Raw genomic sequence first — 20651 nt, forward strand, 5'->3', positions numbered from 1 at the left:
CATGTTTTCCCTCACCGATGATCAAACTACAGCACTTTTTGAGGAACAAATGTACCTGAATATTCACAGTGCTGACTTCCAGAGTGGAGAATTGCGCGGACAAGTTCTTCTGGCTGCTAACTTTGCTCCGGGAGCGCCTGAGTTAACCTCACCGGCCAATGATGCCACGCTTTCACTTGAAGGGGAAGCATCAACTACATTTGAAGCCACCTGGGAAGCAGCTACCGACACCAATGGTAATAACATTGCGTATATCTGGCAGCTTGCTACCGATGCAGATTTTGAGAACATCGTGGTTAACGCCAACGTGGGTTCCGAAACTACTTTCCAAACCAACTTTGGTATCACTCGATGAGCTCCTCGGAGACCTCTGGAGTAGATGTTGGCGGTTCTGCTACCGTTTATCATAGAGTCATTGCAACCGATGGCAGTGATGAAGCAATGAGCGAACCAAGGACTGCAAATCTGGAACGTGGAATGGTTACTTCTAATGAAGAATTAGACAATAATCCCACTCAGTTTGGATTAGATCAGAACTATCCGAATCCATTTAATCCTACTACCAACATCACCTTTAGTTTGGCTGAAGGCAGTGAAGCTTCCCTAAAAGTATATAACCTGCTTGGACAGGAAGTCTCAACCATTGCAAATGGCAGATTTAGTGCCGGTCAACATACCATCAATTTTGATGCCAGTGCGCTCTCATCCGGTATTTATATCTACCGATTAGAGGCCAATAACCAAACAACGACCAAGCGTATGACGCTTATTAAGTAGACTGATATACATATGTACCCCTAAGAGGCTGATTCCCATGATTGGGGATCAGCCTTTTTTTTATCCGCGCATTTACCCCATAAAAAAAGCCGGTCTCTGTTAAGAAACCGGCTTTTTTATGATTTAAACTGATCTTAGTATTCCATCATTTTCTGAAACATAAAATCTTTGAAACTCATCAGGGTAGTGCCTGACGGGATCTCCACCATGGCCTTGGCCACGCTCGAACGATTTACGTCGGTTACTTCCATGATCGTAGTTCGCTCTTCGCCATCAACAGCTTCTATCTTCAGCGGAAAGTTCTTGCCTTGAAAAACGATATCCTGCACCACGCCATTTAGCTCGCGATCAGATACTTCGGGCATATTTTTCCAACCCTCGCCCAGCATGCCCCAATTTATATCTACATCGGGCGTCAGCCAAACAGATACATGTTTTTCCGGGTTATCTTTGTCCCGAATTATCATCTCTGCTGTTTCCAGGCCAAGCATGATTTCGGTCCGGTCAGAAAACTCGTGTTTTACTTCAGGGGCTGTCGGAGTTTCATTTTCGGATTCTCCACTCCAGCTTGCCATCATTTCCACCAATCCTTCAATTTCTGATTTGGTTACCTGAAGAGCCTGATTACTTCCCGTCAGGATCACAAAATCTTTCATATCGTTGCGAATCAGAAGCCCGTCCGTACTCATCCCCTGCATAAAATTCACGTTTTCATCCCCCTGAATCATGATGCGGGTTGAAGTTGCGAACATATTCAGTTTATTGACTTTGGTATTTCCATTGTCTTCACTGTATAAATTCATGGAAATTTGCCCTTCAAACTGAGCGTAAATATTGGTGCTCCAGATCATTGCGACCAAAACACATGCGGTAGCTAAGTAACGTTTCATATTCATAGATTTAAGATAAAAGTTGTGTTGAATGATGGATTTTAAACGTGATAATGTACAAGTTGTTTCCCGAAAATGATAACCTTCAATTTTCCTCATCAGATTCGGAGCAGGATCAATAAATACCAATAATATCCTGAAGTGTCAGGATTTAAAAAAGTGACCACCTACGTTGGTGTTGGTAATATTTTACTTTCGCAAAATATATCACTGAGTTACTCAAATGGGCTCTAGATTTGGATAAATAATCATCAGCGAAACTCTGCGATTGAATCAGCGAGCCTCTGCGAGAGATACAAGGGATTGCTTTCTTTCAGAATAAACAACACCCTTGGAATCCGTTGCGCTTCTTCACTTTATTTAAAGTTTTCTTTGATCAGAAGTTCTGAACTGAGACTGATAAATTTTTTCATTCTGGGTGATGGTGAAGCTCCAGAATATCCCGGCCAGCGCCATCATTCCTCCATATACCATGATCAGCGATTTCACATTCATCAGTCCGGCTTCCAGTATAAGTGAAGCTATAACCGTTGAAATAGAACTTCCGATGGTAAAGAGCAGCCATTCTGTACTGAAGATTCGTCCACGGAAGGTATCAACAGTTCGCTTTTGAAGGAGTACCGTACTTGTGACCCAGTTCGCCCCGGATGCTGAATGGGCCAGCAGCACAAAAATCAGCATCAGCGGCAGGCTGTTCACAAAGCCCACGATCATATACATCAAACCGCAAAATGTGATCGCCAGTCCCATGACCTTCACCCAGTCTTTTTCATCACTGAACATTCGCCGGCCGATAATTGGCCCGATTCCGGTACCAAATCCCCGGGCGGCATACAGCAAACCAAGACCGACACTCCCCATCATCAGCACTTCTTCACTTACAATGATGAGCAGGTAAACCAGTCCGCCCAGAAAAGACGGTGGAAGTTCCTTTTGCCAGCGAAGGACGTCAAGATATGCCGGTTTTCAAACAAATAACTCAAGCCCTCTCTGAATACCCTTAAATGGATTCCGGGTTCGGTACATTTCTTCTTCGGATAAGTCTTTGCTGCGGGATGACCGCCCGATACACAAACCAGGCCGAAAGCACATAAGTCAGCGAATCCAGGATCAGCACCATATCGGTTCCCAGCCATTCGGTGGCAAACCCTCCGATCGCCATTCCGGTCGTAAAGATGATGCTCCAGGTTGCCGTGGAGATAATGTTGGCGTTGGTCAGGTTTTCTTCCGAAGTAACATTAGGAATGGAGGACGTCTTAGCCGGTTCAAAGACAGCCGATAGCATCATCTGAATGGCCGTTAGCACATAGGCCAGCCACAACATAGATTCGGATTGAACGAGAATGATTCCAAGTACAGCCACTCCCCGAAAAAGATCACACCAGATCATCAGCATACGACGGTTGAAACGGTCGGCCAGGTAGCCTGCAAAAGGTGAGAAAAAAGCCAGACTCAGCATCTTTACTACAATGATCAGCCCCAGCAGAAATTCAGAATCCGAATATCGGCCGATGATGGCATACAATGCCAGCAAGCCCAAACCAATCCCCGAAATTAGATACCGACTGCGCCAGCCAAAGACGGCGAAAATCGTGGTTTTCTTTGATGAGGGTTAAATACGGGCGGAGGTTTTTTAGCATAGCTTAAGCTGTCAGCTGTCAGCGCTCAGCTTTCAGCCTAAACATGAATAAAGTTCAGAATGTTGGATATTCACCTGTTCGATGTTGAGTATTCATATTCACTTGACACCGGTGCTTCCAAACCCGCCTTCTCCGCGATCCGTTTCATCAAGCTCATCAACTTCAACCACCGGAAATTGCGTTACGGGAGCGATCACCATTTGTGCAATCCGGTCGCCATGGCTGATCTCAAAATCATCTTCTCCGTGATTGATAGCTATCACCTTCACCTCTCCCCTGTAATCGGCATCAATGGTGCCGGGAGTGTTCAGCATGGTGATGCCGTTTTTGATGGCCAATCCGCTGCGGGGACGAATTTGAGCCTCATACCCTTCCGGCAGCGCCATTTGCAATCCGGTTGGGATCATCGTTCGTTCTCCCGGTTCTATCACGATCGGGTGCTTCCATTGGCTGCGCGAAGATCCATGCCTGCCGCAGCAACCGATTCGTAGTTGGGTAGCGGTAATTTTTTGGCATGTTCCAGTTTTTTGATCAGTATCTTTTTCATAGTTCTTCTCGTGTGTATTCTATCATTCTAACAATTACATTTCCCCAAAGTACTTTGACCCGGGCTTCCAGCGGCACCCGCAGATCATCATCCAGAAACCAGGCCCTGAAATCTCCTGAAAAACCAAAAGGGCCTTCAATATTTTCTGTAGTGTCCCATCAATTTATACGCCATGAATCGGGCTCGTCAAAAGCGTCATAGTTTCGCTTTTCTGTTTCCAGTGGAATTTTCGGCCGAAGATGTAGCCCTTCTTCTTGGTCACATAAACCGGCAGTTTGTAATCCTCTTCACTTCCGGCAAAAAGTCTCGAAAAATAAAAGATCAGATGTCCTGATGTAGCCGGGTCTTCCAGATCAAGGGTATCGCGGGTGTCATCTTCCTCTTTGTAATACACCTTCCCGATATCACGATCGAACCAATATTCGATTTCATTGATATTCATTTTCATCAACGTTATCCTTCCAGTATTTCACTTCCACCGGCAGTCCTTCCTCATTCACATAAAAGAGACTGTGAAATTGATCCAGTTCATTTCCCACAAAAGGAATAGAAGGATTGGACTCGATTTCCGTCAAAATATGCTTGCGCTCCTGATCCTGATACAAGCGAATCACTCGAGCAGCTGCAACATTTACCCATCCCAGTTTAAAAAGCCCGTATTTCACTTCATAGCGGAAGGTTTCTTTCACTGAAAAAAGATCTTCCATGGTTGGAGGATCGTTTCATCAGCGGGATAGATCATGCTGACTGATGCCATACGGGAGAGTAAGTATGATAACTAATAATGAAAGGTAGATCATTTTTCATGAGTAATTGCTGATGAACATGTCATTATTTAGTCCTCCTCTTCCGGCTCAGCAATAAAAGCTTCAAAAGATTCTTCATCATAGCCCACCAAAACCGATTCTTCTTCAAGTAATACCGGCCGTTTTATCATCACCTGATGTTCCAGCAGCTGCTCAAACAATTCCTCATCGGTCAGATCTTTTTCAGCCAGGCCAAGGTCTCTCCATTTACGCCCTCGTTTGTTGACCAGTACATCCAGCCCCACTTTAAATTCCAGCTCTTTGAGTTCATTCACGGGTGAGGGGATCTTTTTTCACATCGATGAATTCATACTCAACATCATGCTCGTCCATCCACTTTTTGGTATCCCTGATTTTGTTACAATTTTTAATTCCTACTATATGCAGCATCGTATTATTCTGATGAATGTTTTGTATTTTCAATATGAAAGATACGGTTTGTTTACGCAAATTCGAACGATTAGAACCACCACTTCGTGCCTTTTATGTCAAAGTTTTTATCCTGTTTTTCCGTTTTATTGATATTGCTCGCTTTAGTTGGATGCACCCGCAACGATGCCCAGCGAGAATTTGAGCAGGAAGCCTATTCCAAGGGCTTCCGATGGAAACATTACAGAAACCGATAATCCAGGGAAAGGTAATTTGGCTGTTGATGCAGGACGACTGGCGGACCTCTCCCACTTTACCAAGGACTTGTCCGACGTCGTCCCAGCCTTTCCCAAATCCAGTTTACACCAGTCAAGTCAACGAATAGAATTTGAAGTTGAAATTAACCGGAGTTCAGTCCGTCAGTGGACTTAGAAGTTCGTGAACCCGCCTTCCGGATGATTCATTCCGAAGTTTATATCAGGAATTTGAAACACTCGAAGCTCCTGGAGAACATTACTCACATTTCCAGATTAATCCACTTGAGTTTGTCAATTATGGTAATAATAACCCTGACGGGCGCACGTGGATTATAGTAGAATTTACATCTTCGATGCACGTGGTCAAATGATCATCTACGGCGACATCATGGTGGAATAAAACTGGAACGGCCTTTTTAAATATACCCATCACTAAGAGCTATCCATACGCATTACACTGATATTTCCGGGGTCAGGATCTCACTGCTCTTTCCGGTTTGGCGGATCAGATTGCAGAATATATGGAGCTAATTGACGCGAAGGGAACCAAGGCACAGCAGCTGAATCAAGATGATTTCATTCCATGGAAACGCGGAGTTTCTCTTTAAAGCATGGGTGCTATTTAAATATTGGCTGTATAACAAGCCTGGAAGTCATTTCGCAGCGAATGCTCGAAATCTAAATGGTTTCCAGGTATCAATGTTTAACTTTTTGGTAACAATAAGATTCCTGCCTTCACAGGAATGACCTTTATTGGCTTCTTTTGCTCTTGTCATATTTTATTAATTAAACTCAGGTTTAAAACATTTTTCGAGTTGAAAACTCTTTTCCATTTTTTAAATTGAGTCAACATTAAACTCAATCCCTGATTAAATGGTATCCAAACAACTGATTGAAGATTTTTTTGATGAGCAATTTCAAAATACCTCACAGTTCTTTTTATACAAAGACAAGAAGCTGCTGAAACAGGACAAGTATCGCGAGTTTGCAGAAGAGCAGCTAAAAAAGGCGAGTCAAATATTTTGGTCGGTAGCAGGATCTTTACTTATAGCCAGTTGGTATGGTATCACCAGTCTTGTAAAGTATGGCTCAGACCCTACCTGGTTTAATCTATCCTTTTGGGTTGATCCTCTGGTTTTCGACCATCGGAATTGTAGGTTATGCTTCCAAAGAATATTACAGCATCAAGAGCTCCATGACACTGCTCATCAAGCTTTTAGATAAGAAGGAATGAAATATATTGCGTGTTTTCTTACACCGTGCCCGATCAGCCGGTAGTGCCTAATCCACTTGCGATGGCATTCAACACCAATAGCATTTCCGGTAACTGTTCGGCTGCTTCCTTTTCCTTGCCGTCTTTTTTGAATGCCCTCCATGTTTTCAGCTGCTCGATCTGTAACTTGTGTAGCGGCTTTAATCGTTCTGATCTGAATTTAATGAGTTGATACATTCGGGGACGTCTTTCAGCAAGCTCATGTCCATATAAAAGCTCCAGCATCTCCCGCGTTCGGTTAAACTCTGCTTCTATTTTCTCGAGATAATGCTCGGCCAATGCCTCATCTTCCACCAGCGATGCATAGCTTTTCATGATCTCTATATCGGTTAGAGCAATAGCTGAAGATGCATTTGTGATGATATACCGAAAGGGCATGAAGTTTACCGCATCTTCACTGAGTGTTGAAAATGCCTTGGGGTCTTCTTCCTTCAGTTTTTCAAGTGCGGAGCCTACGCCATACCAGCCGGTCAGGAAAAACCGGGACTGACTCCAGCTAAAAACCCAGGGAATAGCTCTGAGATCTCCAAAAGAGCGCTTACCCGTTCGCCTTGCAGGTCTTGAACCGATACTACTCGATTCAATGATATCGACTGGCGTTGCCTGTGAAAAGAATCGGACAAAATCGTCGGTATGCACAAGGTCTTGATAGCTTTGCAAGCTGTAATCGTAGAGTTTATTTACAATAGGCTGCAACTTTTGCTGGAGATCTTCTCCGGTATCTTTACTTAATGTGTGTGAAGCCGTTCCGGCCTGAAGTAATTCCAGATTGTATATAGCAGTCACCGGATTGGCGTATTTCTGTGATATCATCTCCCCCTGCTCGGTAAGGCGCATATCTCCCTCAACTGTTCCGGAAGGAAGTCCGGCAATAAAACGATGTGTTGGTCCCGCTCCGCGGCTTATAGTTCCGCCACGGCCATGGAAATACCGAATTCGCACACCGTGACCTTCTCCGATGCTGGACAATTTTTGCTGGGCTTGGTTTAAACTCCACAAGCTGGCAAAAATACCTCCATCCTTGTTGCTGTCGCTGTAACCAACCATCACCTCTTGGTATCGGTCAGTATCATCGCGTTGTTGCCGATAGGTGAAACTGCGTTGGGTAACCGGGTGCTTCAAAAATTCATCCAGTATTTCGGGCCCTTCCTCAAGATCTTCTATGGTTTCCAGCAATGGAACAACCGGGACCTTACAAGCCATACCCTTTTCGGTGAGCTGCATTAGTCCCGCCTCTCTGCATAATGCATATACCACCAAAAGATCAGACAGACTTCTCGTCATACTGACGATAAATGAGCCGATTCCATTCGTTCCATACCGATTGATCTGTTTATTCACAACATGATAGCAGGCAAGTACCGCATCGGCTTCCTTGCCAAGTCCATGACGATTCCGAACAAAAGGCCGCGTACTTTTTAGTTCCTCATTTAAAAATTCGACACGCTTTTCTTCAGACCAATTATCAAAATTTTCGCCATCCTCAATTCCTGAGGCCGCAAGTAACTGACTCATAGCCTGATCATGAAAATTACTGTTTTGCCGGATGTCAATTTTAGCAAGATGAAATCCAAATGTAGCCACTTTACGGGCAACGGGTTCCACATCACTTTTGACCATACGCCCGGCGTTAATTTCGTGAAGAGATGCAATGAGAATATCCAGGTCGGCGAGTACTTCTTCCTCGGACGTATAATATCGCTCTGCGTCAGGTTTTTGAATGGCTTCGCCATCTTCTCCAAGCGGAAGCAGTACCTGCATCAAATTCAGATATTGTCTCCAGGGCTCCTCTGTATTTCTTTCAAGGGCGGGTATAGCAGCTGCTCCGGCCTTGTCCTTCATTTCAGCAATTCGATCTGAAAGTAATATTGGAGTGGAAACTTCATAAGTAGATATACTTAATTTCTGCGCCAGATTGGAAAGATCCGCTTTAATCAACTCCAGTGCACGTTTTCTGAGATCAAAAAGGGTTTCACGGGTTACCTGATCTGTTACAAAAGGATGACCGTCACGATCTCCGCCTACCCAGTTTCCGAAACTGATTTTTGGAAACTTGCGATAGTCATCCAGTAAATCAGGGTTGAACCCGCGCTTCATCCCAAGCTTCACGCAGCCGCTGATCAAGCATTGGAAGTACTTTTGGAAACATCTTTCGCAAGATAGTGCATGATATTTCCGCAGCTCATCCTGTATAGAGGGCTTTTGCAGGAAAACCTGACCGGTATTCCAGAGTCGCTGCATAGCCGTCATAATTTCATCCTGAAGCTGATTCTTCTCATTCTCTGTCCACATCTGATTTTCGCGTTTTACCATCAGCAGGTAAATAGAACGCAAGCTGATCTATAACGGTGGAGCGTTTAGATTCGGTGGGGTGAGCCGTTAGCACCGGTTCTACTTTAATGTCTGGAAGCTTCTCTAGCTATTTCTTCTTCAGAAATATTTTCATCTTTCAATTCCTGCAGAGTTTTACCCCAAAGACCGGAAATACGGGCAAGGCCATGTTCATCTTCCAGCTTTCTTCGAAGTTGAATGGCCGCATTTTCTTCTACAATTGTGATAAACTGAAAATACAACGAAAAAGCCTTACTGATTTTTTCAGAATCTGCTTTTGAATGATGGCCTTCTTCTATAGCAACAGCCACATCTTCTTCCCCAATCTCCCGCAACATGTTCACATAGCAGTTATGCAAAAACGTGATATCATCTTTAATTTTTTTGAGTCCAATCCCATCGTCCGTTGTACTAAAATACATGAGTAAATAATTTTAACAGTGAATAATTTTCAATTGGAGGCTTTTAAATTGTACAGCATCAAGGCATCTAAATTCAAATAATCAATATACTCATAATAACAACAGCGTATGTCTAGTGCTTGTTCAAATCTTTGAATAAACAATTGTATAACATTAAGGGCTGAGTTTCGAAACTTTACATTTGAACCGGATCACTGATTTACAATTTATGCTACAGGTAACGATCATATTCCATCTCAAAGAGGAGAAGCTTATCGACTAAAGAGGAAAATTCCACCTTCCTTGTTTCCGGAGAGAAATTCTGGAATTCTGTCTCCATCCAAATCAGAGAAATGAGGAGCACTGAATTGGGTGACCTGAACAGTAATGGGCATTTCCTCTTTTTCAAATTTCGGCATTTCGGGCGTTCCCACATTTCTGAAGAAAACAATCCCATCTACTTTTAGAACCTAAAAACAGGTCAACATCACCATCGCCATCAATATCGTAAAAGGCGGGTGAGCTTCTGTGCCCCACTTCCACTCCTTCAAACACAAGTTGTTCGGCCAACTCAAAATTTGGGACCCTTGTAGTACCTGTATTTTCGAAGTAAACCACTCCTCCCCCCGAAGAACCCAGCAGCATATCAAGGTCACCATCTGCATCAAGATCAACGAGTTCGGGCACGGCATTACTTCCCCTGGGCAATTCGACAAGTGTCTCTTCCACCGGCTCAAAAGTTCCGCCGGTGTTTTGGTAATACGCTACGCCGCCTCGCCATCTTCCAATCAGCAGATCGTCCAGCCCATCGTTATTTAAATCGGCTAACGCAGGTGCGTAGTGGTAGGCTTCAGGCAGCTCAAGCGTGCCGGTTTGATGAAACTCAGGAGCTTTTTCTGACCCCTTATTTTCATAGATATAAATGATGGACGTATTTCGGTTATTGGGATCTATTTTATTGGCCAGCATCAGGTCTTGATCTCCATCACCGTCCATATCTCCGGTCGTAAGTATGCTTTCATTCCCGACATCAAGGGTGCTTAAAAACTCTTTGGTTTGTAATTCGAAGTCACCATTGGCCTGCTGTTCGTAGAAATAGAAATTTTCGGCCAGGGTTTGATTGGCATTGTAAGCCCCACCCAGCACCCCAAGAAAGAGATCGACATCGCCGTCATTGCCCCAGTCGGTAAGTGTTGAGGCATTATAGCCGCTGGTTTGAACCGGATCATTTTCGGGAAACGGACGTGGTTCATTCTGGAAATCGGGATCGGTGGGATCACCTTCATTTTCGAGCAACAACACACTGGGCTCAAAAAAATCACCCCAAAAAATATCCTGATCCCCATCCTGATCGATATCCATAAAAGCCATCGTGTTGGCTCCGTGCAGCGTCCCAAATTGCTTCACGATCTCAATGTTCTCAAATCGCTCGGTCACCAGCTCAAACTGTGGGATATCATGTTCATCCAGGCCCACTGATTCATAACGGGTCAGTGTTCCCTCTAATCGACCTATGAACAGATCCAGGTTTCCGTCATTGTCAATATCCGTGACGTTGGGAATATTTTGCCGGTCCGAAAAAAGGGGCTCTCCGTTCACATCCCGGAGTGAATCGGCGGCCAACACAAACTTCGGTTCCTTCGCATTTCCTTCGTTTTTGTAATAGCGAATGTAGCTGTACGGCTGCTCAGAGATCAGATCCAAATCTCCATCCTGATCCATATCAACAAAACGAAACCACTCTCCTATATCAAGATCCTGAAATTTATTTGTCTGCCATTTTAAGGGGACTTCATCTGCATCATTCGTGTACTCAAAGAACTTCAGGTCATCCGTATTTTCCTGAACAAACAGGTCGGGATCATCGTCTCCGTCAATATCCACAAACTGTGGACGAGGGGCATTGAATCCCCCAAGGAATGGAAATGAGATCAGCGATCCGGCTTCATTATACACCGGAAACGGGTTCACCTCTTGGGTATAGTTTTGGGAATGATGAATCCGTTGAATCACCCGTAGTTTTAAAAAGACTACAGCCGGTAAAAAGCAGGGCAGAAGAAAGTATAAGTATGATAATTCGCATTATATCAGGTATTCAATGTTGTTCTTAACGCGCGTTTGTTCCAATTCCGGAAGCATATTTCCCCACTTCGATGACTTTCACAATGGTATGGGTTTCCGTGTTTATGACAGTTACCGTTCCGGGCAAATCTTGAGTTTCCGTAGCCTGGTTCGGATTGTAAGTGCCGTCCAAATTATTGCTGGTGATATAGAGGAATTTCCCATCCAGCGAAAGCGCTGCGCCATGGGGCTGAGCCAGTCCCTCCCCTTCGATCACGGCTTCCACACTGCGTGATTCCATATCTATCACTGAAACGGTGTGATCCTGTTTGTTTGCAAAATAAACCTTCTTTCCATCGGGCGAGAACACAGGATGCCAGGGCTGAGCCCCCACCGAAATACTGCCAGTCATTTGGGGGGAAAGTGGTTCCGTAATATCAAACAACAGCAGCTTTCCTGAAACTTGTCCGGTAGCCACCATGGTTTCTCCATCAGGTGAGATCGCGAAATTGACGAACGTGTGCGTATCCCCCGGGAATGTTGGTGATATTCGATTCCTCGGTTTCCGTATTCATGGCCAGAATCTGATTTTCAGACAGACTTCCAACATAGATCCACTTCCCATCCGGCGAGGTAGCGATAGCATGTGGCCGGGTAAAAAACAGCCCTACTTCATCCAGCACATCCATTTCAGTGCGTTTCACAACCCCAAAACTTTGCGGTGGATTTACCGCACTCATTGATCGCCCCACGTACAAGAGGTCTTCCTCCGAATTCATGGTCATCAAACCCGGAACTTCGAGAGTAGCTTCATCAACCAGCTCATTATTTCGGTTGAATTTGAGCACGCGATTTTCCCCGATCAAAGTGACATACCAATGGGATCCGTCCGGATCGGCAATGGTGTGATGAGGCTTGGCATTTGCTGAAAAGCCCAGCTCCTGTAAGTCAATAGTTTCAGAAATTTCATTGTTTGAGGCATCTATAACCGTCACGCTTGCGGAGCCCTGATTACAGACGTACATATATTGAGGAGCTTCTTCAGATTGAGCAAAAGCATGTCCCGTAAAGAAGATTGAAAAAAGTGTTAGAAAAGTGATTTTGAATATAGTTGAACATCGATTTTTCATGATCTCATCCGTTAATTGATGGATTAATAAGATTACTCTCAAGCAATTCGTTAAAGCGCTTTTAACCGGTTAGGAGTCCAGCCATACCTACGAGCGTCTGCGCAGGTCCTCGTAGCGTGGCTTATAGGCTATAATTACCGTAACGCTCGCAGGACCTGCGGACGCTGCGAGGTCACTCTTTCATAAATTGTATTAAAGCTTACTTTTCAAGCTGGTAAATGCGTTAGTTGTATAAAAAAAGGCAACTTCAGATTAGTTCCGTATGGAATAACCCAAAGTTGCCAAATTTAGTATAGGATGACTACTCTTCCCGGTTGGCATCAAGGATGAACAGTCCTTCATTGGAACTTGTCATCAGTACCACATCGTCGAAATATGGGATAGTTGCTCCAGGTTCCGGAGAAACCGGCAGCATCTTCAACAAAAGGATGCGTATCAAAGATACCCAACATGTTTGGGTTCTTCAGGATTTGAAATATCAATTATCTGCAAACCGCTCACATAATTGGATTGATACATGGTATTTCCTTCAATATAAAGGTTGTGGTCGGAAGCCGGGTTATCCAGGAAGATACTCGTCCACAAACTGAGGATCATCCAGATCACTTACATCCCAGATAATAGTTCGGGTTTGATCTACATTTCCGGTCAGCTCATCCAGCTCATCATTCTGGTAGAAGTATCGTTGATCTTCTGTCAGCCAGCCCTGGTGTACATAAGCGTGATCAGGATACGAGGCCGTTGAAAGAGCCATAGGATTTTCCTTGTCAGTCACATCTGCAATACTGATGGCTGTTTCGTTGGCACCAAAGCAGATCTCGCTTCCCTGATGTTCCTCATCGGGACCTTCGTAGATCACACACTGGGCGTCATGAGAATATCCGGTACCGCTGCGGCCCGTAGAAGGATCCGCAAAACAGCCGGCAAAAGTTGGATTGGCAGGATCCTGAATATTGATCATGTGCAATCCACCGCCACAGGTTTCTCCGCCGCCACTACTTCCAACTGCAAAAGCAAAGCCGGTATCTTCATTGATCACAATGTTATGCACACTGTTCACATTTCGGTAGATGGTAGTTTCTTCGAACTGAATGGGCTCTCCGTCAAAATCGCGAAGCTGTGTCAGGTCAAGCACCTGCATGCCGTGTTCGCGGGCACCGTCGGCTACCACATACACGTGGTTTTTATAGACTTTCATATCTCGCCATGCATTGGGTTGAGCTCCTTCGGTCAAAGGCAGGTTACCAACGTAAACAGGATTGTAAGGGTCGGTTACATCCACAAAAGAAGTACCATTGTTACGCCCTACGATCGCATAATTTTTACCGGTCTCTTCATCAGTCCAGCCCCACATATCGTTGAGTCGAACGCCGCGTGCTCCACCAATTTCACGGATCGGGAGAAATGAAACCAAGTCAACATTATCACATAGAAAAACATCTGCTTTTCCATCCGAGCAATTTACTTTACCGCCGGTGATGGGCTCTAACACATTGTCGCCTTCGCCCATCAGAATTTCCTGTGTGGTCCACATTCCGGAATCATCCATTTCCATGATAGCTGCTGAACCAGCTCCGAAATCAGCTCCGGTTAAACCAACTACAGCTACATTACTTTCGACAGCCATAGTTCCGGCAAAATTATCCCCGTTGCTGTTCTCTGAAACCATTTTGGTAGAACCGGTCCAGTTGCCATTATCACTGCTAAACTGATAGATGGCACCGTTTCCGCCTTCTGCATTAGGTGCGCCAATCCAAACCTGGTCGCCTGAAAAGGAAATAGCACTTCCAAACAAGTAACGCATTTGGCTGTCAAAAGCTACGAAACGGCTGCTTTCGACCCCATTCGCCGGAGTCAGCATCTCTGGCAGTAAACGATAACTGCGCCTGAGGCTGAAGCATTGTCGTGGTGCACTTACAAAAATCCGGTCTTCTTTAACTTTTATAGCAGAACCATAATAACTTCTTTCATCTACTTGTCGACTCGTCAAGTGTCGCGGTTATGCTCCCAGTCAGAATCTGAGTTTTCGAATACATAGGCACTTCCACCTTGTCGTGCAGGTGCACCTACAACCAAATGTGCATTCCATCCATTGCAAGGCTTGAACCAAAGCCTGAACCGCGAAGTATCCGGATTTACAATCGTTTGAAGTCTCACTCCAGCTGCCGTTCTCATTTTGGAAGACAACTACAGCACCAAGACCGTCAGCATGATCGGGAGCGCCTACAAAGGCATGATCTCCATGTAAAAGTACGCTTGCAGCCAAATTCCGCTCTCCTCTGCCTCAATATGACAAAATAGCTGATTCTGACCATTCGCTGCCGGATCCTTCATGAAAAGTACACAGCTCCGTTTTCATTATTAGCATCCGGAGCTCCTAACCAAAAGCTGACCTCCACCGGCAGATATCACGGATCCAAAATTATTTCCAATTTCTCCATCAGATGCCTGAAGCTGAAATTGTTCGGCCCAGTCGTTTCCATTTTTGGTAAATACATACACAATTCCGGGTTGATGGTAATTCGCCGGTTCACCGATAAAAACGGTGCCTTCAGAAATATCAACAGCGCGGGCAAATCCCTGCATGGCTTCTGCTTCCCCATCTGCTGTTGTTTGTGCTGCAGCGGGTTGCCACAGTAGCGATAAAAATAGTAGCGGTATTAAATACGATATACGTCTCATAAGTTGGTTTTTTGTTAAAAATGGATGATCGTTAAATCAATGCTTGGAATATAACGTGAGGAGCTTAAAAAACAACAAAGACAAACCGACGATGGAAGCAGTAATATTTAAAAGTTTATAAAAATACCCGAATGCTGTGTTCGCATTCGGGTATGATACATTTGTGCATATTTCGAAAGCTGACCGTTTAGTCGCCTCGCGACTTCATTAAAGTCCACGCTGCTGTACCTACCAATGCAGCGGCTCCACCTAATATCAATGCCAGATTAATATCGCGTTGAATACGTTCTGCTTTGGATAAATAGGAGGAACCCACTCCTTTTTGGAAATCAGATTTTCAAGATCATTGATTTTCTGTTCTAATTCTTTTTGTGATTTATTCTTCAAATCCATAATGTCTATCCGTTTAATTGTTCCTTGTTTACTTTCTTAACAGAATTGAGTGAAAGATTGTTTCAATGCTACATTCTTCCATTTCAGTTATACTCTCCTCAAAAAGAATAACTATACCATAAAACCTAACTTTCCTTTACAAATAAGCATTTCAATTCGCTGCCAGAGATGCTATATTCCCAACCCCAAATTTGAACCTCAAAAAATTGACGAAATGAGCGTATTAGTTGGAAATGACACCCGCCTGATTGTACAGGGATTTACCGGAAGCGAAGGCAGCTTCCATGCCGGACAAATGATTGAATATGGAACCAATGTGGTTGGAGGAGTAACTCCCGGAAAAGGTGGCCAAACCCATTTAGACCGACCCGTTTTTAACACCGTAGCCGAAGCTGTTAAAGAAGTACAGGCTAACACATCCATTATTTTTGTACCTCCTGCTTTTGCGAGTGATGCAATCACCGAAGCAGCTTTTGCCGGAATTGAAGTGATCATTTGTATCACGGAAGGTATTCCCGTTAAAGACATGATCGTGGCCAAGCAGATCGTGAAAAGTCACGGCGCAACTCTTATTGGTCCCAACTGCCCCGGAGTTATTACGCCCGGTGAAGCTAAAGTTGGCATCATGCCCGGAAGCATTTTCACACCTGGAAAAGTTGGATTGATTTCCCGTTCAGGTACGCTCACATACGAAGCTGTTGATCAGCTTACCAAAGCAGAATTGGGACAAAGTACAGCGATCGGTATTGGCGGCGATCCGGTTATCGGAACCACACACCTCGATGCTGTTAAGCTATTGAATGACGATCCTGATACTGAAGCCATTGTATTGATCGGTGAGATCGGTGGAACCGCTGAAGAAGAAGCTGCCGAATGGATCAAAGACAATTGTGATAAGCCTGTTGTAGCATTTATAGCAGGATCAACAGCCCCTCCGGGACGACGTATGGGACATGCCGGTGCTATTATATCAGGTGGAAAAGGAACGGCTCAGGAGAAAAAGAAATCTCTGGCTAATTCCGGCATTACCGTTGTTGATAGTCCTGCCGATATTGGTGTAACACTTAAAAATTTATTGGAGAAAGCTTAAGCAAAGCTCCCAACTTATTACACAAAAAAAGCCTCTTCCCTTAGGGTTGAGGCTTTTTTAATACTCGGAATTTTCGGAGTTAATCAGATAATAGTACCATCAGGAATTACGGTTCCTTTTTTCACGATGATAATACCATCGCGAACATAGTGATATTTAAAGTCACCGTCTTCTAGGTGTTTCCCTCCGACAATACGTACATCATTTCCGATGCATGCATTCTTGTCGATAATGCAGTGGCTAATGTAGCAACGCTGCCCAATGCCCATTGCAGGATTGTCGGGCTTGGCACTCTCAACAACATCACGATCCTGGAAAATATCATTACCCATCACGATAGAATCTTCAATGGTTGTTCCTTTTCCAAGGCGGGATCGAATTCCGATCACAGACCGAACCAAACGACTGGCTTCAACAATACAGCCCTCTGCAATTAAGGCGTGTTCCAATGTAGTGCCCATGAGTTTTGATGGCGGAAGCAATCGGGCACGGGTATAAATGAAGTTTTGATTGTCGTACAAATTAAATTCAGGAATAGTACCCGCTAAAGCCAGGTTAGCTTTAAAGAAAGATTCGATCGTCCCGATATCGGTCCAGTAATCTCCGAATTCATAGCTGCCCACTTTCTGCTCCCCGGATACACATTTCGGGATCAGTTCTTTTCCAAAGTCGGTGGCATCAGGATTCTCAGCAAATAACTTATTCAGAACCTCTCTGTTAAAAATATAAATTCCCATTGAGGCTAAGATAATCTTTGCCTTCAGCGCTATATTTTTCGGGAACTTTGGATTTCCATTTCTCCAATTCATCTGTTGAAGGTTTCTCTATAAAATCTTCAATGGTTCCTTCTTTCTTGGTTTTCATGATTCCAAAACCAGTAGCATCTTCGGCATTTACCGGGATGGTACCTACCGTAAGATCGGCATCATTCTCAATATGGCGATCCAGCATTTTCTGATAGTCCATCTGGTACAATTGGTCACCCGAAAGAATAAGAACATGCTCATACTCATGATTTTCCATATGGTGAAGGGATTGACGAACCGCATCAGCCGTACCCTGAAACCAACCGGTGTTATCCGGTGTTTGCTCTGCAGCAAGAATATCCACAAAGCCGCTGCTGAATACATCAAAGTTGTATGTATTCTTAATATGGCGATTCAGGGAAGCTGAGTTGAACTGAGTGAGCACATAAATTCTTCGGATATCTGAATTCAGACAGTTTGAAATAGGGATATCGACCAGGCGATATTTACCGGCAATCGGAACCGCCGGTTTTGACCTATGATCCGTTAATGGGAAAAGTCGGGTTCCCCTTCCTCCTCCTAAAATTACAGCGATTACAGATGATTTTTTCATGATGGATTTAGTTTTGGGTTAAGCCTTCGTACATATTCAGATATTCTTTAGCCGAACGTTTCCAGGAAAAATCCAGCTTCATTATTCTACTTAAAACCTGAGAATGCTTCTTTGAATCTTTGTAAAGTTTTACTGCTCGATTGATTGCCTCCGATGCCTCTTCCAAACTAAACTCGGAAAAGGTGATGCCGTAGCCGTCTTTTTCAGAAATATCGATCACAGTATCCTTCAAACCTCCAACGGATCTAACGATAGGCACCGTTCCATAACGCATAGCAAACATTTGATTTAGTCCACATGGCTCAACCCGTGAAGGCATTAGAATAAAGTCGGAGCCTGCATAAATTTGATGAGCCAGCTTTTCATTATACTCCAATGTGGCATCAAAATATCCAACGTGATCGCTTTCCATCCGGGAGAAGATCTCGTGGAGCTGAGGATCTCCTGTCCCCAGTAACACAAAATTAACTTCGCTATCAGAATACATCAACTGCTTAAATAGATCCGGAAGCAGATCAGCCCCTTTTTCCCTCACCAGTCTTCCGATAAATGAAATAGTGGGCAATTCGGGATTCAAGTTCAAACTGTTTACACAAATATTCTTTGTTCTTCTCTTTCCCTTGCTTCCTGTTTTTGAAGCTGTAATTAAATTCCAGCAGCTCATCCGTGGCAGGATCCCAAATCTCAGTATCAATTCCATTTACAATTCCGGTCGATTTATCTCGCTCTTGTTGGAACAACAGTTCCAGTCCGCTGCTATTTTCTGCAAGCTCATCCATATAGGAGTCAGAGACCGTCGTGATCTTCCAGGCAGATTTCAGCCCTGCTGCTAACGAATTCAGGCGTCCGTCCCAATCTAACAAACCAATGTTCTCAATATTGAAAGCGGGTAATAATTTAAAGTTATCCAATTCATGCTCACCGTGATATTCCGCATTATGAACCGTGAGCACCGTTGGGATCTCAGCCATCTCCCGGTACCGGTTACACTGCCCCATCATAAAAGGCACCAATCCGGTGTGATGGTCGTGGCAATGCACAACATCAGGTGCTAACTTTTCCGCCTTCATCCATTCCAAAGCAGCGATCTGAAAACTCACAAAACGTTCCAGCTCATCCCAATATCCCTGCCCAGACCATGGGTCAATATAAATTCCGGGGCTGTCAAATCTGCCGGGAATATCAATCACATAAAAAGGAAATCCCAGCGTATCCTTCTTCATCTTCTGTATAGTGAAATGCACTTGTTCCGAAGCCATGGAGAAGGAGCCTTTGAACACGTCTTCATACTCCTGGGAGCCGATCCAGGGATTGTCATATTTTGGAATCACAACTTCGCAATTATGTCCCAGTTGATTCAAATATTTAGGAAGAGAACCCACTACATCTGCAAGGCCTCCTGCTTTAGCTGCAGGATAACATTCTGCACTCAAATGAATAATATGCATTGAACTTGAAACCTTATTAATTCTAAATCGTTATCATTTCTTAATATGGGAAATAAGAAATCTTTAGACATCTTCCAAACAAATTATAATTAGTAAAAGGTGATTTAGTGATATAGTGTTTAGTAATTTTTTTACAACATTCACTTAATCAATGATTCTGATGTTCCTTCCTAATAGTGGATCATCATTTATGCTAAGTCAAATTAATTTCAGTATATCAGACAATCATTTCAACAAATAAAAACCTATGGCAATAATTGAAGTAAAGAATGTTCGCAAGCATTTCGGTAAAACGAAAGCGGTGAACGACGTTAGTTTCGAAGTCAACAAAGGGCGAATTTTCGGGCTACTCGGTCCAAATGGTGCGGGCAAAACGACCACCATCCGAATGATCAACTACATCCTTTCGCCGGACGCGGGAGAGATCACCATCAACGGAACGGTGGCAAGTCCTGAGACACAAAAAATGATCGGTTATATGCCCGAAGAACGCGGGCTGTATAAAAAAATGAAAGTATTCGATCAGCTTATGTATCTCACTCAGCTTAAAGGCATGGATTCCAAAAATGCCAAGGAAGCCATCAACTACTGGCTGGAACGATTTGACGCCTCCGACTGGAAAAACAAGGAGATCAGCGAGCTATCGAAGGGGATGTCACAAAAGATTCAATTCATTGCTACCATTGCTCACGACCCTGATATTTACATCTTTGATGAACCGTTCAGTGGACTCGATCCCATAAACAGTGAGACCTTGAAAGAGATCATCATTGAGCTTCGGGACAGCGGAAAAACCATCTTATTTTCTACTCACCGCATGGAGCAAGTGGAGCAAATGTGTGATGATATCTGCCTGTTCAATCAGGGTGAAGCTGTGCTTACCGGTAATCTGCGGCAAATAAAAGCTTCTTTCGGGAAAAACACCATCAACCTGGAATTTCAGGGCAACGGCGCTTTCCTTGATACCCTGGATAACGTTCGCATCAACAACCGCTCTACCAACTTTGCGGAAATTCGAATACTGGATCAACAAAACATGCAGGATATCCTGAAGCTGGCCATGGAGCATGCCGAGATCCATAAATTCGAGCGCATTGAACCTTCCTTAACCGAAATTTTCATCTCCACTGTGGGAGACGACAACATCAAAAAAGCGGAGATTCAATAATGAATTTTCAAAAGATCTGGCTTGTATTA

At 44.0% G+C, this 20651-nt stretch carries 26 protein-coding genes and 2 pseudogenes; 5 read left to right on the forward strand and 23 right to left on the reverse strand.

The features are described 5' to 3' along the window. The first annotated feature begins 1 nt into the window (after position 1). Both U5K35_RS07120 and U5K35_RS07125 read left to right on the forward strand, forming a co-directional pair. A complete protein-coding gene (locus tag U5K35_RS07120) occupies positions 2-355 on the forward strand; it encodes a CHRD domain-containing protein (protein WP_322570770.1) in 354 nt (117 codons plus the stop codon). Beyond that, a complete protein-coding gene (locus U5K35_RS07125) occupies positions 352-777 on the forward strand; it encodes a T9SS type A sorting domain-containing protein (protein WP_322570771.1) in 426 nt (141 codons plus the stop codon). Before U5K35_RS07120 ends, U5K35_RS07125 begins: the two co-directional genes overlap by 4 nt. A gap of 134 nt (positions 778-911) precedes the next feature. Here U5K35_RS07125 and U5K35_RS07130 read toward each other — a convergent pair whose 3' ends face one another. The 8 genes and pseudogenes from U5K35_RS07130 to U5K35_RS07165 form a co-directional block, all read right to left on the reverse strand. After that, positions 912-1667, reverse strand: a complete 756-nt coding sequence (locus U5K35_RS07130; RefSeq protein WP_322570772.1) for a hypothetical protein — start codon at positions 1665-1667, stop codon at positions 912-914. A gap of 360 nt (positions 1668-2027) precedes the next feature. After that, positions 2028-2531 (reverse strand): hypothetical protein, encoded by a 504-nt coding sequence (locus U5K35_RS07135; RefSeq protein WP_322570773.1) that lies wholly within the window; start codon positions 2529-2531, stop codon positions 2028-2030. Positions 2532-2667: 136 nt separating this feature from the next. Then, positions 2668-3201, reverse strand: a complete 534-nt coding sequence (locus U5K35_RS07140) for an MFS transporter (protein ID WP_322570774.1) — start codon at positions 3199-3201, stop codon at positions 2668-2670. A gap of 204 nt (positions 3202-3405) precedes the next feature. Continuing rightward, positions 3406-3854: pseudogene (gene dut, locus U5K35_RS07145) on the reverse strand (dUTP diphosphatase). Positions 3855-4017: 163 nt separating this feature from the next. After that, complete coding sequence (locus U5K35_RS07150; RefSeq protein WP_322570776.1) at positions 4018-4296, reverse strand: hypothetical protein; 279 nt, start codon at positions 4294-4296, stop codon at positions 4018-4020. Further along, positions 4283-4561 carry a hypothetical protein gene (locus U5K35_RS07155; protein ID WP_322570777.1) on the reverse strand — a complete coding sequence of 93 codons (279 nt, stop codon included), beginning with the start codon at positions 4559-4561 and terminating at the stop codon, positions 4283-4285. Before U5K35_RS07155 ends, U5K35_RS07150 begins: the two co-directional genes overlap by 14 nt. A gap of 128 nt (positions 4562-4689) precedes the next feature. Beyond that, complete coding sequence (locus U5K35_RS07160; protein WP_322570778.1) at positions 4690-4935, reverse strand: arsenate reductase family protein; 246 nt, start codon at positions 4933-4935, stop codon at positions 4690-4692. Continuing rightward, a complete protein-coding gene (locus tag U5K35_RS07165) occupies positions 4928-5083 on the reverse strand; it encodes a hypothetical protein (RefSeq protein WP_322570779.1) in 156 nt (51 codons plus the stop codon). The genes U5K35_RS07160 and U5K35_RS07165 overlap by 8 nt, the downstream gene beginning before the upstream one ends. A gap of 1076 nt (positions 5084-6159) precedes the next feature. Between U5K35_RS07165 and U5K35_RS07170 the strand changes: the two genes are divergently transcribed. Continuing rightward, positions 6160-6510 carry a hypothetical protein gene (locus U5K35_RS07170; protein WP_322570780.1) on the forward strand — a complete coding sequence of 117 codons (351 nt, stop codon included), beginning with the start codon at positions 6160-6162 and terminating at the stop codon, positions 6508-6510. A gap of 43 nt (positions 6511-6553) precedes the next feature. Here U5K35_RS07170 and U5K35_RS07175 read toward each other — a convergent pair whose 3' ends face one another. From U5K35_RS07175 to U5K35_RS07225, 12 genes are all read right to left on the reverse strand, one after another. Next, positions 6554-8851, reverse strand: coding sequence for a phosphoenolpyruvate carboxylase (locus U5K35_RS07175; protein WP_416221596.1), 2298 nt, complete (start codon positions 8849-8851; stop codon positions 6554-6556). After that, complete coding sequence (locus tag U5K35_RS19605; RefSeq protein WP_416221597.1) at positions 8835-8945, reverse strand: hypothetical protein; 111 nt, start codon at positions 8943-8945, stop codon at positions 8835-8837. The genes U5K35_RS07175 and U5K35_RS19605 overlap by 17 nt, the downstream gene beginning before the upstream one ends. Before the next feature lie 10 nt (positions 8946-8955). Continuing rightward, positions 8956-9312: a phosphoenolpyruvate carboxylase gene (locus tag U5K35_RS07180; RefSeq protein WP_322570782.1), complete on the reverse strand. Its 357-nt coding sequence runs from the start codon at positions 9310-9312 to the stop codon at positions 8956-8958. A gap of 251 nt (positions 9313-9563) precedes the next feature. Beyond that, positions 9564-9710 (reverse strand): hypothetical protein, encoded by a 147-nt coding sequence (locus tag U5K35_RS07185; RefSeq protein WP_322570783.1) that lies wholly within the window; start codon positions 9708-9710, stop codon positions 9564-9566. After that, the gene (locus U5K35_RS07190) at positions 9697-11304 is read right to left on the reverse strand and encodes a VCBS repeat-containing protein (protein ID WP_322570784.1); all 1608 of its coding nucleotides are present in this window, start codon (positions 11302-11304) and stop codon (positions 9697-9699) included. The genes U5K35_RS07185 and U5K35_RS07190 overlap by 14 nt, the downstream gene beginning before the upstream one ends. A 94-nt stretch (positions 11305-11398) precedes the next feature. Next, positions 11399-11833, reverse strand: coding sequence for a YncE family protein (locus U5K35_RS07195; protein ID WP_416221598.1), 435 nt, complete (start codon positions 11831-11833; stop codon positions 11399-11401). A gap of 10 nt (positions 11834-11843) precedes the next feature. Continuing rightward, on the reverse strand, positions 11844-12482 hold the full coding sequence (locus U5K35_RS07200) for a hypothetical protein (RefSeq protein WP_322570786.1): 639 nt from the start codon (positions 12480-12482) through the stop codon (positions 11844-11846). Between the two features lie 301 nt (positions 12483-12783). Further along, positions 12784-12921 carry a hypothetical protein gene (locus U5K35_RS07205; protein WP_322570787.1) on the reverse strand — a complete coding sequence of 46 codons (138 nt, stop codon included), beginning with the start codon at positions 12919-12921 and terminating at the stop codon, positions 12784-12786. 120 nt (positions 12922-13041) lie between these two features. After that, positions 13042-14472 (reverse strand): choice-of-anchor B family protein, encoded by a 1431-nt coding sequence (locus U5K35_RS07210; RefSeq protein ID WP_322570788.1) that lies wholly within the window; start codon positions 14470-14472, stop codon positions 13042-13044. Beyond that, the gene (locus U5K35_RS07215) at positions 14469-14657 is read right to left on the reverse strand and encodes a hypothetical protein (RefSeq protein ID WP_322570789.1); all 189 of its coding nucleotides are present in this window, start codon (positions 14655-14657) and stop codon (positions 14469-14471) included. Before U5K35_RS07215 ends, U5K35_RS07210 begins: the two co-directional genes overlap by 4 nt. A gap of 186 nt (positions 14658-14843) precedes the next feature. Then, positions 14844-15164, reverse strand: a complete 321-nt coding sequence (locus U5K35_RS07220) for a hypothetical protein (RefSeq protein ID WP_322570790.1) — start codon at positions 15162-15164, stop codon at positions 14844-14846. A gap of 187 nt (positions 15165-15351) precedes the next feature. Beyond that, positions 15352-15480: a hypothetical protein gene (locus U5K35_RS07225; protein WP_322570791.1), complete on the reverse strand. Its 129-nt coding sequence runs from the start codon at positions 15478-15480 to the stop codon at positions 15352-15354. Positions 15481-15771: 291 nt separating this feature from the next. Here U5K35_RS07225 and sucD point away from each other — a divergent pair, with 291 nt between their 5' ends. After that, positions 15772-16647, forward strand: a complete 876-nt coding sequence (gene sucD, locus U5K35_RS07230) for a succinate--CoA ligase subunit alpha (RefSeq protein WP_322570792.1) — start codon at positions 15772-15774, stop codon at positions 16645-16647. 83 nt (positions 16648-16730) lie between these two features. Here the strand turns inward: sucD and U5K35_RS19610 are convergent. The 3 genes and pseudogenes from U5K35_RS19610 to U5K35_RS07250 all read right to left on the reverse strand — a co-directional run bounded on the left by U5K35_RS19610 (position 16731) and on the right by U5K35_RS07250 (position 19454). After that, positions 16731-18006: pseudogene (locus U5K35_RS19610) on the reverse strand (glucose-1-phosphate adenylyltransferase). A gap of 7 nt (positions 18007-18013) precedes the next feature. Continuing rightward, positions 18014-18583 (reverse strand): glycogen synthase, encoded by a 570-nt coding sequence (locus U5K35_RS07245; protein ID WP_322570795.1) that lies wholly within the window; start codon positions 18581-18583, stop codon positions 18014-18016. Further along, positions 18522-19454, reverse strand: coding sequence for a glycogen synthase (locus tag U5K35_RS07250; protein ID WP_322570796.1), 933 nt, complete (start codon positions 19452-19454; stop codon positions 18522-18524). Before U5K35_RS07250 ends, U5K35_RS07245 begins: the two co-directional genes overlap by 62 nt. 247 nt (positions 19455-19701) lie before the next feature. On the opposite strand from U5K35_RS07250, the gene U5K35_RS07255 reads away from it, so the two are divergent. Next, positions 19702-20622 (forward strand): ABC transporter ATP-binding protein, encoded by a 921-nt coding sequence (locus U5K35_RS07255; RefSeq protein ID WP_322570797.1) that lies wholly within the window; start codon positions 19702-19704, stop codon positions 20620-20622. Positions 20623-20651 lie beyond the last annotated feature (29 nt).

Origin of the sequence: Rhodohalobacter sp., from assembly GCF_034521535.1 — a bacterium.
Classification (GTDB): Bacteria; Bacteroidota; Rhodothermia; order Balneolales; family Balneolaceae; genus Rhodohalobacter.

Coding starts and splice junctions, on each gene's coding strand:
- U5K35_RS07195 (WP_416221598.1), bottom strand. CDS start 11,833: ATGGTGGCTACCGGACAAGTTTCAGGAAAGCTGCTGTTGTTTGATATT.
- U5K35_RS07125 (WP_322570771.1), top strand. CDS start 352: ATGAGCTCCTCGGAGACCTCTGGAGTAGATGTTGGCGGTTCTGCTACC.
- U5K35_RS07185 (WP_322570783.1), bottom strand. CDS start 9,710: ATGCCGAAATTTGAAAAAGAGGAAATGCCCATTACTGTTCAGGTCACC.
- U5K35_RS07150 (WP_322570776.1), bottom strand. CDS start 4,296: ATGAATATCAATGAAATCGAATATTGGTTCGATCGTGATATCGGGAAG.
- U5K35_RS07170 (WP_322570780.1), top strand. CDS start 6,160: ATGGTATCCAAACAACTGATTGAAGATTTTTTTGATGAGCAATTTCAA.
- U5K35_RS07155 (WP_322570777.1), bottom strand. CDS start 4,561: ATGGAAGATCTTTTTTCAGTGAAAGAAACCTTCCGCTATGAAGTGAAA.
- U5K35_RS07130 (WP_322570772.1), bottom strand. CDS start 1,667: ATGAAACGTTACTTAGCTACCGCATGTGTTTTGGTCGCAATGATCTGG.
- U5K35_RS07255 (WP_322570797.1), top strand. CDS start 19,702: ATGGCAATAATTGAAGTAAAGAATGTTCGCAAGCATTTCGGTAAAACG.
- U5K35_RS07200 (WP_322570786.1), bottom strand. CDS start 12,482: ATGAAAAATCGATGTTCAACTATATTCAAAATCACTTTTCTAACACTT.
- sucD (WP_322570792.1), top strand. CDS start 15,772: ATGAGCGTATTAGTTGGAAATGACACCCGCCTGATTGTACAGGGATTT.
- U5K35_RS07135 (WP_322570773.1), bottom strand. CDS start 2,531: ATGATGGGGAGTGTCGGTCTTGGTTTGCTGTATGCCGCCCGGGGATTT.
- U5K35_RS07120 (WP_322570770.1), top strand. CDS start 2: ATGTTTTCCCTCACCGATGATCAAACTACAGCACTTTTTGAGGAACAA.
- U5K35_RS07250 (WP_322570796.1), bottom strand. CDS start 19,454: ATGCATATTATTCATTTGAGTGCAGAATGTTATCCTGCAGCTAAAGCA.
- U5K35_RS07180 (WP_322570782.1), bottom strand. CDS start 9,312: ATGTATTTTAGTACAACGGACGATGGGATTGGACTCAAAAAAATTAAA.
- U5K35_RS07215 (WP_322570789.1), bottom strand. CDS start 14,657: ATGAGAACGGCAGCTGGAGTGAGACTTCAAACGATTGTAAATCCGGAT.
- U5K35_RS07175 (WP_416221596.1), bottom strand. CDS start 8,851: ATGTGGACAGAGAATGAGAAGAATCAGCTTCAGGATGAAATTATGACG.
- U5K35_RS07220 (WP_322570790.1), bottom strand. CDS start 15,164: ATGAGACGTATATCGTATTTAATACCGCTACTATTTTTATCGCTACTG.